The sequence below is a fragment of the Mycobacterium sp. MS1601 genome, from assembly GCF_001984215.1.
Lineage (GTDB): Bacteria > Actinomycetota > Actinomycetes > Mycobacteriales > Mycobacteriaceae > Mycobacterium.
Map to the genome: position 1 here is coordinate 763,024 of NZ_CP019420.1, position 14,017 is coordinate 777,040.

Genomic DNA, 14,017 nt, shown 5'->3' on the forward strand with positions numbered 1-14,017 from the left:
CCACAGGAGATTTCATGGCCAACGTCACCGTCACCAACCTGCTCAAAGTGTTCGGTACCCCGACCGGACCGCAAACCGTCATCGACCACCTCAACTTCGAGATCGCCGACCGCTCCTTCGTCTCCCTGGTGGGGCCGTCCGGCTGCGGAAAAACCACACTGCTGAACATCATCGCCGGAATCGAACCCGCCAGCTCGGGCACCGTCATGATCGGCTCTGCCGCTCAACAGGCCAAGCTGGCCTACGTCTTCCAGGAGCCCCGGCTGCTGCCATGGCGGTCGATCTTCGACAACCTGATGTACGTCCAGAAGGTGCGTGACAACGCCGCCAAGGAGCGCGTGCATGAGGCACTCAAGCGGGTGGGCCTCGGCCACGCCGAGAAGAAGTGGCCGGGTCAGCTCTCCGGCGGCCAGCAACAGCGCGTCGGCATCGCCCGCGCCCTGTCGATCGAACCCGATGTGCTACTGATGGACGAACCGTTCAGCCACCTCGACGCGATCACCGCCCGTGGCCTCCGTGAGCACCTGCAGGAGCTGTGGGCACAAACCCGCAAGACCGTCGTTTTTGTCACCCACGACGTCAAGGAAGCCGCCGAGCTGTCCGACCGCATCCTGATGCTGGCTCCCGGCGGCACCATCCACGAAGACATCACCGTCGACCTTCCCCGCCCCCGCAAGGCCTCCAATGAGGAAGTGGCCGTGCTGGAGTCGTCGATCCTGCGTCGGTTCGAAGACCTAGAAGCCAACTCGCGCCAGCGCGCCGCAACCCCTGCCAGTGCCTGACTCCCGGCCGAAACCAGAGAGAACGTCATACATGTCTGAACTCGCAATGACCCCGATCGCCACCCAGAACGGCGACCTGGTGCACGGTCTGCTGATCCACGGTGAGCACCGCGCCGGTCGCGGCGACATCCTCGAGTTGATCAATCCTGCGACAGCACAGGTGTTCGCGCGCTGTCACAGCGCCAGCATCGAGGACACCGACGACGCTGTGCGCTCGGCCCGTGCGGCATTCGACTCCGGGGTGTGGTCGCAGATGCCGATCCACCAACGCTCCCGCATCCTGAACCGATTCGGTGACCTGCTGGAACGGGACATGCACAAGCTGTACCGCCTCGAGACCGACAACAACGGCAGGCCCATCACCGAGACCAAGGCACAGATCACGCGGCTGCCGGAATGGTACCGCTACAACGCGGCGCTGCTGCTGGCCGGCCGGGACTCCGTGGTACCGATGTCGGGCCAGTACCACTCCTACACTTCGCGATTTCCGCTGGGAGTGGTGGCCACGCTGTCCTCGTTCAACCACCCGTTGATGATCGCCTCGAAGAGCGTGGCGCCGGCGCTAGCTACCGGAAACAGCGTGGTGCTCAAGCCTTCTGAGCAGACTCCGCTGACCGCCCTGCTGATCGGCGACCTCGCGCTTGAGGCCGGCATCCCACCCGGGGTGTTCAACGTCATCCCAGGCCTGGGACCGGTGACCGGTGCGGGACTCTCCGAGCACCCCTTGGTGGACAAGGTGGTGTTCACTGGCGGCACCGAGGTGGGCCGGATCATCTCGGTGGCCACCGCATCGCGATTCGCGAAGTCGACAGTGGAACTGGGCGGCAAAACACCGGTTCTGGTGTTCGATGACGTTCCCGTCGAGGTGTCCTCGCGCGGAGCCGCCTTCGGCGGGTTCGTCGGCGCCGGGCAGACCTGCATCGCCGGCACCCGAATCCTGGTGCAGGAGACGGTGTACGACGAGTTCGTGGCCGCCCTGGTAGCCCAGGCGGAACGCATCCGCATCGGTGACCCCAGTCAAGCCAGCACCCAGCTGGGCCCGGTGATCTCGGAGCGGGCCCGCCAGCGCATCCTCAACTATGTCGACATCGGAGTCTCCGAGGGCGCCACGCTGGCCACCGGAGGTGTGCCCGTCACCGTGCCCGGCCTGGACGGCTACTTCGTCGCCCCCACCGTGTTGTCGAACGTCACCAACCAGATGCGCGTGGCCCGCGAGGAGATCTTCGGTCCTGTGGTCGTGGTGATCCCGTTCAGTGACGAAGCCGACGCGGTGAGCATCGCCAACGACTCCCCCTACGGGCTCGGGTCTTCCATCTGGACCAGGGATGTGGCGCGGGCCCACCGGGTGGCCTCGAAGCTGGAGCACGGCATCGTCTGGGTGAACGACCACCACCGCCTGGACCCGTGCTCACCGTGGGGCGGGGTACGCGAGAGCGGACACGGCCGCGAGGGCGGCACCGAGTCGTTCAACGATTTCACCCACGTACGGGCGGTGACGGTTCGCACGGCACCCGACGACGTGGACTGGTACGGCGGCATCGCGCTGGAAAGGCTGAACTGAGATGACGATGACACACTCGACTGTCGCAGGGCTCGAATTCCACCGCGAGGATGCGGTTCTCACCGTCCGACTCGACAGCGCCGACGGCAACCTGATGACCATGGACATGTGCGACGCGCTGGCGGCGGTGCTGACCAGCCCTCCGGAGGGCGTCCACATCCTGGTGCTGTCCGGGGCAGGCGATCAGTTCTGCATGGGCCGCGAACGCACCGCGGCCACCCCGGATGACCTGCCCAACGAAGTCCGCAGGCTGGTCGCTGTCAACGAGGCACTGGCGTCCACCCCGCTGGTGACCATCGCGCGCGTACAGGGTGACGCGGCCGGTTTCGGCGTGGGGTTGGCAGCACTGTGTGACGTGGCCGTCGCGACCCGCGCGGCGAAGCTGACTTTCCCCGAGGTCCGGATCAACCTGGCTCCGGCGCTGGTGCTGGCGTGGTTACCGCACATGGTCGGCCGCCGGGCCGCCTTCTGGCTGACTGCCAGCGGCGCGCCGGTGTCCGGCGACGAGGCCGTGCGCATCGGGCTTCTCAACGAGGTGGTCGACGGCGTCGAGGCGCTCGACGCCGCCGTGGCCGCGAAGGTGGATGCACTACTGGCTGCGCAACCGCGAGTGCACACCGACATCAGGGCCATGCTGCGTTCGGTGCAGTCACTGTCCGAGGGGCAGTGCTACGAGCTCGCCGCCGACCGCCTGGTCCTCGGCTCGCTGCGCAGACTGCACGCAGCGCCGAGCTGACGCTTCTCGCCGCAGCAATTGACCAGCCCTAAAAGGGGTGGTGGTTCCTGCTATCTGGCGACGAGGGCGTTGTTGCGGGCGCGCTTTGGGGTGATGCGGTAGCCGCGCTGCAGGTGAGGCTGCCGCATTCACACCTGGTCGAGCGTGCGTAAACCGCACACATCCACCGGCGTGTCCGCCGGAGACACCCACCCTCGGCGAAGGTCACTCCCCTACCTGCGGGAGTTCGTCGGCGGCGATTTCGCATGGGGTGGCTGGCGCCTGCTCGGCGACAGGGCTCGGCTCGGCGAGCGGAACCGGTTCGGGCACTGGTGTCGCGGGAACCTCAGTCTCGGGCTCTTCCGTCGCGGGCGGCGGCTCCTCAGGAACTGCCGGATCTTCCTCTGCGGCCGAGTCATCCGGCGTGGTCGCGGCGGCCTCCTCATCGGGTCCCTCGTCCTCGTCCTCCTCCACCGCCCCCTCCTCGGGGTCGTCGGTTTCCTCGGCGGCTTCCGGCACGTCCGGCGCTTCGATCGGCTCGGGCTCCGGCATGCCGGCACTGCTACCAAGGTCCGGTCCCGCGCCGAGCAGCCCACCGAGCGCGTCGGCGAATCCACCAGGCAAGCCGCCGAGTCCAGCGGTCGGGTCCGGAAGCGACGTCGGGGACATCGGTGCGGGAGGCGGTGCAGTCATGGGTTCTGTCGGTTGGGACGGTGCCACACCAGGATTGGGCGGCGAAGGCGCCGTCTGTGGTATCGATCCAGGCACAGCAGCGGCGGGCACTGTGGGCGCAACCGCTGCAGCGGCCGGCACTGCCACCACCGGTGGGACCGACGCGGCAGCGGACACCACAGGCGCCGCCGGGCGAGAGACGAGATCACCTGGAATCTCGAAGAGTACGAACGGGTTCGCGGCCAACGAATCGAGTGCCACCCGGTACGCCGCACCGACGGCGGACACCGACTCGCGCATCGCGGTCAGCCACTCCCCGGCGATCACCGCCACCACATGCGGAGTCATCTCCGAATCAACCACGGCGGCAGCCTCTTCCGAGCCGCCACCGAGCATCGCCCGCGCCGCCGCCAACCAGGAAGGACGCTGCGCGGCAACGCGGTCATCAGCGGCGATGGTGGCTTGCACCTTACCGTCGACTATGCGCCACAGGTCGTCGCGCAACCGCTCGGCAGCACGCGCAGCGGCGTCCACAGAGTCTGCAACCCGGCCCCCATTCCCGACGTGGCGGGATACGAACTCGACCGCCGCGCCGCCACCGTGACCTGACCACGCGGTGCTCACGTCGGCGCTCTGAGAGAGTTGCAGTGCATCAGCCGCGGACCGAGCAGCTGCGTGTAACACCGCACAGTCAGCATCGAGCACGAGAAGATCCAACCCCTCCTCGGTGCGGTACCAGTCGCGCAACTGCGCACTGTGTACCGTCAAATCAGGATGGCTGAACCCACGAAGGGCACACGCCTGCACGTAGAGCTGTGTATTGTCCAGCGCAGCAAGGCCTTCGGCCAACCGTCCCGCGACGTCGAAGGTCATGATCCCAGACCTGTGGCGGCCGCGTCGTCGGCCTCGAGATAGCGGCGGGCCCCGACACGCAGTGCGACACCGATCTCGGCCGACGCACGCGCCCAGCCCTGCAGATCGACCAACAATCCCTCCAAGCGCCGCCGCACCTCGTCGCCCTGACCCGTGTGCGCAAGACCTGCGTAGGCACCGTCGAAAGTCAACCGGCTGCGCGCCGCCCGCTCGAGAGAAGCTGCGGCGTCGTCGAAGCGATCGGCGACGGTGATCAGTGCGGCTGTGTCGACTCTGGCAAAGTTGGAATGTCCCATACCCTAGTCAGTCGCAGGACAGGCCCGATCGGTTCCATCTCAGTTCGTCGCCGTCGGCTTACGCCCGGAACCCTTGGTACCAAAACCTCCGGTCAACCGGTACTGCGCATGTCTGACCAGGTTCATCCGCGGCACCCGCCAGCACTGCAGGGCGTGGTGCTCGTCGTGCATCAGGCAAATGTTGCAGGACACACACGCGGGGCTGGTCTGGCCACCGGACGCCAGTCGGTTCACCAGATCGGGCTCCCGGATAAAGGGCCGCGCCATCGAGATGAAGTCGGCCTGGCCCGCTTCGATGATGGATTCGATGGTGTCGATCCGTCGCAGGCCGCCCACCAGGATGACTGCGGTGTGCACACGAGAGCGCACCGCCCGGGCGAAGCCCAGGAAGTACGCCTCGGCCTCGGGCGACCGATGCACCCGGTGCAGCAGCATGTCACCCAATGCCTGGCGGCGATCGACGGCGATGTACGGGCGGATGGAGGCGCTTACGTAGTCACTCATCAGATTGGATGACACCTCGACACCGTCCAGTCCGGCAGCCACGAAAGCCGCCACCCCCTCCACGGCATCGTCCACCGTCAGCCCGCCGGGTTCATCGACCAGATCAGCGAGCCCAACTTTCATCGTGAACCCTTTGTCGGACGGCACTTCCGCACGGATCGCGCGAATCACCTCGACGGCGAACCTGTCGCGGCCCTGCTGGGTTCCGCCCCAGTCGCCGTCGCGGGTGTTGGTCAGCGGTGAGCGAAACTGGCTGATCAGATACCCGTTGGCACCATGCAGGTGAACGCCGTCGAATCCCGCTTCCATGGCTCGGCGGGCCGCCTGACCGAACGCCGCGACGACCTCCTCGATGTCGGCGGTCGAAGCCGCCTTCACCTTCCGTCCGGTCATCACGTTGTCGACGGCCGATGGTGCCACCGGATCGGTGGCAAACGACATGGATTGACTTCCGGCATGGGCGATCTGGGCAAAAATTCGACCACCGTGCCGGTGCACGGCTTCAGTCACCCGCAGGAAACCAGGGATGCTGTCGTCATCGTGGAGCCCAGCCTGGAGTTCGCCGTACCGTCCCCGCGGCTCGCAGTAGATGTGACCGGTGAACGCGAGGCCGACACCGCCGCGGGCCAGATCCTCGTGCAGCCGCACGTAACTGTCGCCGACTCGCCCGCGCGGATCGGCCATCGACTCCCCGGTTCCGGCACGAATCAACCGGTTGCGGACGGCAACCGGACCCAGCGACGTCGGTTGTAGAGCAGACCGACCGGAATTGAGGTTCACTGAACTCATGCGGCGGATATTAAGCCGCACTGATTCAATGCGCAGCGCGGAAGCGCGTCAGCTCTGTTCGCTCACCGATTCCGCCACCCGCACCGCCAACTGGCGTGCGGTGTCCTCGTCGGCGGCCTCGACCATCACCCGCACCAACTGCTCAGTTCCGGAGGGCCGCAACAGAATTCGACCGGTATCACCCAACTCGGCCTCCACCTCGGCCACCGCACTCTGTACGGCAGGCGCAGCCGCCACGGTGGTCTTGTCGGAGACCTCGACGTTGATCAGCACCTGCGGCAGCGTCTGCATGGGAGCGGCGAGCGTAGCGATGGGGGAACCGGTCTGCGCCATCCGCGACATCAACCGCAGGCCGGTGACAATACCGTCGCCGGTGGTGCCATAGGCGGGAAGCACGATGTGACCGGACTGCTCACCGCCGAGTGTGTACTCACCGGCCCGCAGTTCTTCGAGCACATACCGGTCACCCACACCGGTGGTGCGTACCGCGATCCCCGCATCCCGCATGGCCATGTGCAGGCCCTGGTTGCTCATCACGGTGGTGACCAGGGTGTTGGAGGCGAGTTCGTCGGCGTCCCGCATGGCCAGCGCCAGGATCACCATGATCGCGTCCCCGTCGATCAGCCCACCGGAGGCGTCGACCGCCAGGCACCGATCGGCGTCGCCGTCGTGGGCCAGTCCCAGATCGGCGCCGTGGGCCAGAACCGCAGCCCGCAGACCCTCCATATGGGTGGATCCGCAGCCGTCGTTGATGTTGAGGCCGTTCGGTTCGGCATTGAGCGCGATAACGGTGGCTCCCGCGGCGCGATACGCCGCAGGTGCCGCAGCGAACGCAGCTCCGTTGGCGCAGTCCACCACGACGGTGAGGCCGTCCAGCGGCGCCGACGCCGCCTTGCCGACATGTCGCAGGTAGCGCTGCAACGCATCCTCGGCGTCCACCACGCGGCCGATGCCCGCGCCCACGGGCCGCTCACCAGGACCGGACACCACCAGCTCGGCGATACGGTCCTCAGCGGCGTCGTCGAGCTTGTGCCCGCCGGGACCGAAGATCTTGATGCCGTTGTCGGGCATCGGGTTGTGCGAGGCCGAGATCATGACACCGAAATCAGCGTCGTAGGCGCTGGTCAGACACGCGACCGCGGGTGTGGGCAGCACACCGACCCGTAGCGCGTCCACGCCTTCGCTGGTGAGACCGGCGATGACGGCCGCTTCGAGCATCTCGCCGCTGGCCCGCGGGTCGCGGCCGACGACTGCGACCTGGCGGCGTGCCTGCCCAGGCATGACCAGCCTGCGGGCTGCGGCCGAGCCGAGCGAAATAGCAAGTTCAGCGGTCAGGTCACGGTTGGCGACCCCGCGCACCCCGTCGGTACCGAAAAGTCGCGCCATGGACTCCAACTTCTCACACTTGGGTGCCCCGGAGCCAACTGCCGCTCCGCTCCGGACTCAGTGGAAGCCGAGAAGAACGCCACCGAAGGCGTGAACTTGTCGGCGCCCATCAGCCGTCCCCTCCCGCTACCCGAAGTCGCGGGTCCGGCTGGCACCGGCGGACATCTGCGTCCGTGTGTGTGGGACTGACGAGCGCTCGCCATTACCTACAAGCAGTTGGCGCGTTCTCCACGCCTCACACCACCTCAGTTCTCCGAGGACATGTTGTCCGGCGACGTCGGCAGACTGCTCGAGATCGGATCCGGACCAGACGGAACCGCAGCCGCCTCACCCGATCCCCAGGAAGCCTTCGTGCCCGGCACCACGGGCGACAGCTCCATCGCGGCGGGCAGGTTCTGAGCCAGTACCACGGCCCCGCCGGGGTGGCCTGTGCATGCGGTCTGGCTGCCGCCCGTGTTGTCCACCTGGCTTGCGATCGCATCCAGCGCCGGCTCCGGCACCGCACACATCGAGGCCGCAGCCTGCGCCGCCTGGGCATCAGGCACGCTGTCGAGGACGGTGGCACCGCCGACGACGACATTGACCTCACCGTCGGGCCCGGCCGCCTGTGCCACGCCCAGCCCGGCGGTCAGCATCAGCGACGCTCCGACCACACCGGTCACCATCGCGGATTTGAAGTTCATTTCCAGTCACCTTTCTCCCTGCGCCCCTGAACCCCTGAACCCCTGAACCCCTGAACCCCTGAACCCGATGGTCCTGATGGCATCGCTCGTCGGCAACCTCCAGAGCGCTTTCGCAGGTGCTTCACAACAGAAACACCGCCCGCATCCAGACTGGATGCGGGCGGTGCTGTCGAATCACTTATCCGGCGTCTTCCTCGCCTTCGGCCGGAGCCTCGGCCGAACCAGCGCCCCCGAGGTCACCCTCGGTTCCGGTCTCCTCGGTGTCGGTAGGAGCCTCGGCAGTGCCCTCGGCAGCGCCCTCGACAGCGCTACCGGACTCGGTCTCCGGCACCACCGGCGACGTCGCCTCCGCACTGACGTTCTGCGCCAGCACCAGGTCCCCACCCGGCAGACCGGAGCACACGGTCTGGTTCACGCCCTGGGTGTCCACCTGCTCGGCGAGCGCGCTCACATCGGCGGCCGTGGAGCCACAAATGGCGGCACTTGCGTTGCTGGCCACCTCAGCCGGGACGTTCTCCAGGATGGCCGTGCCGCCGACCGTGACGTTCACCAGGCCATCGGGGACCGGAACAGGAACCGGAACCGGCTCCGCGCCGGCAATACCCATGCCTGCAGTGAACAGAAGTGAGCCGCCGAACAAGGTGCCCACCGTTGCGGCCTTGAAACGAGATGCGGCCGTGAAGTTCTTGCTGATGACCCTCATCAGTTACCCCTTCCGATTCGCGAAGTCGCGGTCCGGCAGCACAAGCGATCTGCTGGCAGCCGGGGCAGGTTCGAATCCTGCCCACGTCTGATCGACGCCCGCGCTTCCGTGTTCGAGGCTTGCGCACAGTGGGATCGAAACTCAACTGTCTGAGGCGGAAACACAGCGGATGGCCACCTGCATCGATTAGCTGAGCGGAGCCTTGCCCAGCGCACGACGGTGCTCGGATTCCCTGAAATCAGAGTGTGTGACAGGTCACACTCGGGCGTATCGGTCTCGAAACGCCGATCGCCGGGCACTGTCGAAAAGTGCCCGGCGACCGGTTGGAGAACTTGCGCAGCAGATCAGCGCTTCGAGTACTGCGGAGCCTTACGGGCCTTCTTGAGGCCGTACTTCTTGCGTTCGATGGCACGCGGATCGCGGGTCAGGAAGCCGGCCTTCTTCAGCGCCGGGCGGTCCTCGGGGGTGACCAGGATCAAGGCCCGGGCGATGGCCAGACGCAGCGCGCCTGCCTGTCCGGACGGGCCGCCACCATCGAGGTGGGCAAAGATGTCGAAGCTCTCCACCCGATCAACGGTGACCAGCGGGGCCTTGATCAGCTGCTGGTGCACCTTGTTCGGGAAGTAGGCCTCGAGGCTGCGGCCGTCCAGGTCGAACTTGCCGGTGCCGGGCACCAGGCGCACCCGGACCACGGCTTCCTTGCGACGGCCGACGGTCTGGATGGGACGGTCGATGTAGATGGGCTCGCGAGCGGCGGGCTCATCCTCGACAGCGGCCTCGTAGGACTCTTCGGCCACAGCGGCGTCTTCTTCGACGACGACGTCGGCGGTGAAGTCTTCGGTGGTATCAGTCGTATCGGTCACTGGCTCACCTGCTTGATCTCGAACGGAATCGGCTGCTGAGCGGCATGCGGATGATCCGGGCCGGCGTAGACCTTCAGCTTCTTCTGGATCTGACGGCTCAGCTTGTTGTGCGGGAGCATCCCGACGATGGCGCGCTCGACCACACGGTCGGCGTGCTTCTGCATCTCATCACCCAGCGCGCGAGCACGCAGACCGCCCGGGAAGCCCGAGTGGCGGTAGGCGAACTTGGTCTGGAGCTTGTCGCCGCTGACGGCGATCTTGTCGGCATTGATGACGATCACGAAATCGCCACCGTCGACATTGGGGGTGAACGTCGGCTTGTGCTTGCCGCGGAGCAGCTTGGCTGCTTCGACGGCGAGCCGGCCGAGCACCACATCCGTGGCGTCGATGACGTACCACGAACGGGTGGTGTCACCGGCCTTCGGCGTGTACGTAGGCACAGCGCTACCTTCTCTTCTCGGGCCCTGACGGGCTGCTGGATCCCGGACATTCCGGGTGTCGGCCCAGCGCGCGATGTCCGCTTCCGGCGACCGACACTGACCCGGAAACGGCGCGTGATGCTGATCGCACGCCGACGAGGGAGCTTACCTGGCAGCGTCCGCGCAGGTCAAAACCCGGATCCGCCGGCAGTTCATCGGCCTGTCCTTAGCCACCGGAATTGGGGGCCGAGATCGGCGGGTGAGGTATGGCGGCGCACAGAACCCGCGGGTCATGCGGCACGGAACTGCGGGTCGAGGCAAAATTCTGCGACCAGTGTGGCCTACCGAACACATCGTCGTATCGTCCGGCGAACTACAAACAGGTGACCGTCCTGTTCGCCGACGTGGTGCGGTCCATGGACATCGCCGCCGCGGTGGACCTCGAGCGGCTACGCGAGATCATGACCCAGCTGGTCGAGCGGTCCGCGGCGGTGGTCCGGCGGTACGGCGGCACCGTGAAACACACCGGCGATGGTGATGGCGCTGTTCGGCGCTCCGGTGGCCCTCGAAGAGTGGCGCTCGAATGCGCGCCGTTCCTGGTGCCGGTGGTCGAACTGTGGTCGGGTGACGGCGCCGGCCCGCCCCTCGTCGGGCCGGTGCTCACCACTTCCTGCATCGTCACCCACTGGTGTTGGAGCGCGTGCAGTAGCGCACCACTGCAATCGCGTCACAACCGATACATCTCGCGGCGCATGGCTGCCTGCTCGAGAAAAACCGCACGCCGTGGCGGGTAGTGCCTAGGCGCCTCAGTGCGGGGCGCAGAACCTTCCGCGGTTTCTTCGGCCGCCGTCGCCGGCACCTCGACGGCCTCCGGTGGACATGCGGATCTTGTTGACAAATCGGTCATTTCGCGCCTTCTCCCCGTCAGCGACATGACCGTGTGATCATCACCCGTGCCGGCACGGGCAGATTCAGTACCGCACTACCGCAATCGCGGCCGACGTCGGATCAGTCGACGCGCGAGCGGATCACCAGCGCACTGAGCTCATCCCGATCGGCGACTCCGGTTTTCGCCATCGCACGGTAGATGTGACTTTCCACCGTGCGCACCGACAGTGTCAGCCGGTCGGCGATAGCCCGGTTGGACAGACCTCGCGCGATGAGGGCAGTGATCTCCGATTCGCGGGCAGTGAGTGGCAACCGCTCGGCTGCGCGGCCGAGAGCGGGGGTCATCGCTGCACCACACTGCTGCGCCAACGTCGCGGCTCGCACCGAGCACGCCAGAGCAGACCCGCGCCGCTCGTCTTTGCGATACGCCACTGCAGCGTGCGCGGCGGCGTCGACAGCGGCGATGATGTCGCCGATCTCCTCGAAACCGGTTGATACCGATGTTAATTCAGCAGCATCACCGGAATGCAGGGCCACGGCGAATCGCGCCGCCAGGACCACACGCGGCCCTTCGACCACTTCCTGGAGTTCCTTGAGCCGAGGCCCACAGCTCCGATCTCCCAGCTGGGTGGCGATCTGCAGACACAGCACCTCAGCCGCAAACTGCCCTGCAGTTGCCGCTCTTTCGGCTGCGGCGAGCGAGATGGCCACGGCGGCACTGACGGCCCCCTCACAGGCGACCAGCCATGCCTGCGCAAGGCTGCGCTCGTAATCGAGCTGTCGAAATGTCCGCGGGTTGTCTTCCAGAGTCGCGTACAGATCGGCGGCTTCGCAGGTGTGGCCGCGCAACGCGAGCGCGGCGACAAGCGGAATCTGGTACCGATGGCCCCAGCCCACAGCATGCGTTATCGAGAGCCCTTCGACGGCCTGCTCCAGCAAGGTCACCGCGGTGTCCAACCTTGCCGCCCCAAGCGCGGCGCGGCCCGCCACCGCGGCACCCAGAAGCCCCGCTGCGCCAGGCATTTCCGCTGCTTCGGCACGGACCCGAGCAGCCACGTCGACCGCCTCCGCCGATCTACCGGCCAGCAGCAGAGCCCCGACATGAGCATCGGCGATGTTGAAACGCATGTGCGGTGCATCCAACGACCGCGCCGCGACGGCATAACCCATTTCCGCCAGCGCTGCGGCGTCGGTCACCCGGCCCGCATCCCCGGCGATCACCGACAGTGCCCATGCCACCTCCGCGCCTGCCACCGCCGGAAGCCCATCGGGGTCAAGGTGTTCCGCCGCTTGCAGTGCGTCAACCGGATGATCGGTGGCAAACCAATACACCGTCAGAAACGCGTCGAGATAGTTGTCCCCCGCCGAGGGCGCAGTGCCTGCCGCCGCGTCGGCGATCGCCTTGGCACTCGCGGGATCCGCCAGCGCCCACAACATGTTGCTGGCGCGCAGGAACGCCAGCCGCATGCGATCACCGGCGCTGAGTTCGTCGACGCCGATGCCGGTCAGCACCACCTCGGCCTCCTCACCTCGACCCAGCCATGACAACGCATGGGCCCTCACGAAACCGGCTTCGGCTCCGCCCCCGGCCCGGTCCGCCGCATGCGCGAGTCTCTCGGCGAGTGCCAGATCCGCCAACCACACCGCGCCGTTGGCCGCCCTGGTGAGCAGCGCACTGTCAGGTGGCAGGTCGGAGTCGAGGCTCAACGCAGCCCGTCGCACCACAGCGTGGATGTCGTCGCGGTCGTCACGGGTGGCCAGTTCGGAGGCGATGAGACCCCGCAGGCGCCGCATCCGGGTCAGCGGAGCCCGCCGACGGCGCACCTCGCCGTAGAGGGGGTGGGCAACACGAACCCGAATCGCTTCTCCGACCTGCTCGAACGTGATGAGTCCGCGGCTGTCGGCGTCCTCGATGGCCTCGGGCTCGGCGATCTGGCGCAGGGCGTTCAGGTCGATCGGCTCGCCGACAGCCAGGAGGTCGACCACGGTGATGACCGGAGCCGGGAGTAGCCCGACGCGGGACTCGACGATCTCGACCAGCGTCGGCGGCAGCACCGGCTCGCCGACCCACCACCATCGGCCGCGCTGCAGCCGGAGCCGGTCGTTGGCCACTTCCTGCTCCACAACGGTGCGCAGGTACAGCAGGTTGCCCCGGGTGAGATCCCAGAGCCGGGCTACCGAGCCTCGGTCGACGGGGGCTTGCAGGACGGCGGCGAGCAAGTCGGCGGTCTCACCGAGTGTCAGGGGTTCCAGCTCCCGGTGATGGAATGCCGTCTTCCAGAGTTCGTGAACCGCAGCCGGAATCGGTTCGCGGTCAAGCACTGTGAAGACGACCTTGGCGGCGCCCCTCTGCACAATCTGGTAAATCACGAAGGCGGAGAGGTCGTCGAGCAGGTGTGCGTCGTCGACGCCGAGAATCAGTCGGGCGCCCGCCGGGGTGGCGGTGAGCGCGTCGATGACACCGCGCGTCAACTGAGTGACATCGGCGGCACCGGGAGTCGCCCAGCCGCTGAGCGCGCCGAGCGGAATAGCCTGCGCCGACGAACTCCCGACCACCAGCTGACTGCGGTGCCCGGCGGATTCGGCAGCCGCGAGCACCTCACGGACCACGCGGCTCTTGCCCACACCCTGGGCTCCGCGGATCACGACTCCGGACACGCCCGGAACCGCGAGCGCGGCATTGATTGTGCGGATCTCCCCGGAACGACCGATCAGGGGCCACGACAAGGCCACCTCAGCAGCCTAGGAGCGACAGCCTCAGTACAACAGGGTTTTGACACCGATGGGGCGGGTGCTCCCGGGGAGGAGAGCACCCGCCCCATCAGGCGGGTCGACGACGCGGCGACGAAGGAGCCGGCGGCAAGGTCCTAGCCGGGAACCCGG

Annotated in this window: 12 protein-coding genes and 1 pseudogene; 4 read left to right on the top strand and 9 right to left on the bottom strand. The window is 67.0% G+C overall.

Annotated features, from left to right (window positions below):
* Positions 1 to 14 precede the first annotated feature (14 nt).
* Genes BVC93_RS03575 through BVC93_RS03585 form a run of 3 tightly spaced genes read left to right on the top strand, consistent with a single transcriptional unit; the run spans position 15 to position 3,079 of the window.
* Positions 15 to 782, top strand: a complete 768-nt coding sequence (locus BVC93_RS03575; protein ID WP_083735974.1) for an ABC transporter ATP-binding protein — start codon at positions 15 to 17, stop codon at positions 780 to 782.
* 31 nt (positions 783 to 813) lie between these two features.
* Entirely contained in the window at positions 814 to 2,343 is a 1,530-nt protein-coding gene (locus BVC93_RS03580; RefSeq protein WP_083735975.1) for an aldehyde dehydrogenase, read from the top strand.
* A gap of 7 nt (positions 2,344 to 2,350) precedes the next feature.
* Positions 2,351 to 3,079 carry an enoyl-CoA hydratase/isomerase family protein gene (locus BVC93_RS03585; protein WP_083740773.1) on the top strand — a complete coding sequence of 243 codons (729 nt, stop codon included), beginning with the start codon at positions 2,351 to 2,353 and terminating at the stop codon, positions 3,077 to 3,079.
* Positions 3,080 to 3,283: 204 nt separating this feature from the next.
* Here BVC93_RS03585 and BVC93_RS03590 read toward each other — a convergent pair whose 3' ends face one another.
* The 8 genes from BVC93_RS03590 to rplM all read right to left on the bottom strand — a co-directional run bounded on the left by BVC93_RS03590 (position 3,284) and on the right by rplM (position 10,267).
* Positions 3,284 to 4,603: a hypothetical protein gene (locus BVC93_RS03590; protein WP_083735976.1), complete on the bottom strand. Its 1,320-nt coding sequence runs from the start codon at positions 4,601 to 4,603 to the stop codon at positions 3,284 to 3,286.
* A complete protein-coding gene (locus BVC93_RS03595; RefSeq protein ID WP_083735977.1) occupies positions 4,600 to 4,899 on the bottom strand; it encodes a type VII secretion target in 300 nt (99 codons plus the stop codon). The genes BVC93_RS03590 and BVC93_RS03595 overlap by 4 nt, the downstream gene beginning before the upstream one ends.
* A gap of 39 nt (positions 4,900 to 4,938) precedes the next feature.
* Positions 4,939 to 6,192 (bottom strand): oxidoreductase, encoded by a 1,254-nt coding sequence (locus BVC93_RS03600; RefSeq protein ID WP_083735978.1) that lies wholly within the window; start codon positions 6,190 to 6,192, stop codon positions 4,939 to 4,941.
* Between the two features lie 48 nt (positions 6,193 to 6,240).
* Entirely contained in the window at positions 6,241 to 7,578 is a 1,338-nt protein-coding gene (gene glmM / locus BVC93_RS03605) for a phosphoglucosamine mutase (protein ID WP_083735979.1), read from the bottom strand.
* A gap of 245 nt (positions 7,579 to 7,823) precedes the next feature.
* Entirely contained in the window at positions 7,824 to 8,261 is a 438-nt protein-coding gene (locus tag BVC93_RS03610; RefSeq protein ID WP_083735980.1) for a hypothetical protein, read from the bottom strand.
* A gap of 178 nt (positions 8,262 to 8,439) precedes the next feature.
* Positions 8,440 to 8,964, bottom strand: coding sequence for a hypothetical protein (locus tag BVC93_RS03615; RefSeq protein ID WP_083735981.1), 525 nt, complete (start codon positions 8,962 to 8,964; stop codon positions 8,440 to 8,442).
* Between the two features lie 344 nt (positions 8,965 to 9,308).
* A complete protein-coding gene (gene rpsI / locus BVC93_RS03620; protein WP_236950394.1) occupies positions 9,309 to 9,704 on the bottom strand; it encodes a 30S ribosomal protein S9 in 396 nt (131 codons plus the stop codon).
* 119 nt (positions 9,705 to 9,823) lie between these two features.
* Positions 9,824 to 10,267 (bottom strand): 50S ribosomal protein L13, encoded by a 444-nt coding sequence (rplM, locus tag BVC93_RS03625; RefSeq protein WP_083735983.1) that lies wholly within the window; start codon positions 10,265 to 10,267, stop codon positions 9,824 to 9,826.
* A 245-nt stretch (positions 10,268 to 10,512) separates the two neighbouring features.
* On the opposite strand from rplM, the pseudogene BVC93_RS34685 reads away from it, so the two are divergent.
* A pseudogene (locus BVC93_RS34685) lies at positions 10,513 to 10,819 on the top strand (ATP-binding protein); the annotation flags it as partial.
* Between the two features lie 435 nt (positions 10,820 to 11,254).
* Here the strand turns inward: BVC93_RS34685 and BVC93_RS03635 are convergent.
* A complete protein-coding gene (locus BVC93_RS03635; protein WP_083735984.1) occupies positions 11,255 to 13,867 on the bottom strand; it encodes a helix-turn-helix transcriptional regulator in 2,613 nt (870 codons plus the stop codon).
* Positions 13,868 to 14,017: the final 150 nt, after the last annotated feature.

What these genes read in the sequence shown, in the direction of transcription:
- BVC93_RS03575 (WP_083735974.1), top strand. Translation starts at nt 15, where the DNA reads ATGGCCAACGTCACCGTCACCAACCTGCTCAAAGTGTTCGGTACCCCG.
- BVC93_RS03580 (WP_083735975.1), top strand. Translation starts at nt 814, where the DNA reads ATGTCTGAACTCGCAATGACCCCGATCGCCACCCAGAACGGCGACCTG.
- BVC93_RS03585 (WP_083740773.1), top strand. Translation starts at nt 2,351, where the DNA reads ATGACACACTCGACTGTCGCAGGGCTCGAATTCCACCGCGAGGATGCG.
- BVC93_RS03590 (WP_083735976.1), bottom strand. Translation starts at nt 4,603, where the DNA reads ATGACCTTCGACGTCGCGGGACGGTTGGCCGAAGGCCTTGCTGCGCTG.
- BVC93_RS03595 (WP_083735977.1), bottom strand. Translation starts at nt 4,899, where the DNA reads ATGGGACATTCCAACTTTGCCAGAGTCGACACAGCCGCACTGATCACC.
- BVC93_RS03600 (WP_083735978.1), bottom strand. Translation starts at nt 6,192, where the DNA reads ATGAGTTCAGTGAACCTCAATTCCGGTCGGTCTGCTCTACAACCGACG.
- glmM (WP_083735979.1), bottom strand. Translation starts at nt 7,578, where the DNA reads ATGGCGCGACTTTTCGGTACCGACGGGGTGCGCGGGGTCGCCAACCGT.
- BVC93_RS03610 (WP_083735980.1), bottom strand. Translation starts at nt 8,261, where the DNA reads ATGAACTTCAAATCCGCGATGGTGACCGGTGTGGTCGGAGCGTCGCTG.
- BVC93_RS03615 (WP_083735981.1), bottom strand. Translation starts at nt 8,964, where the DNA reads ATGAGGGTCATCAGCAAGAACTTCACGGCCGCATCTCGTTTCAAGGCC.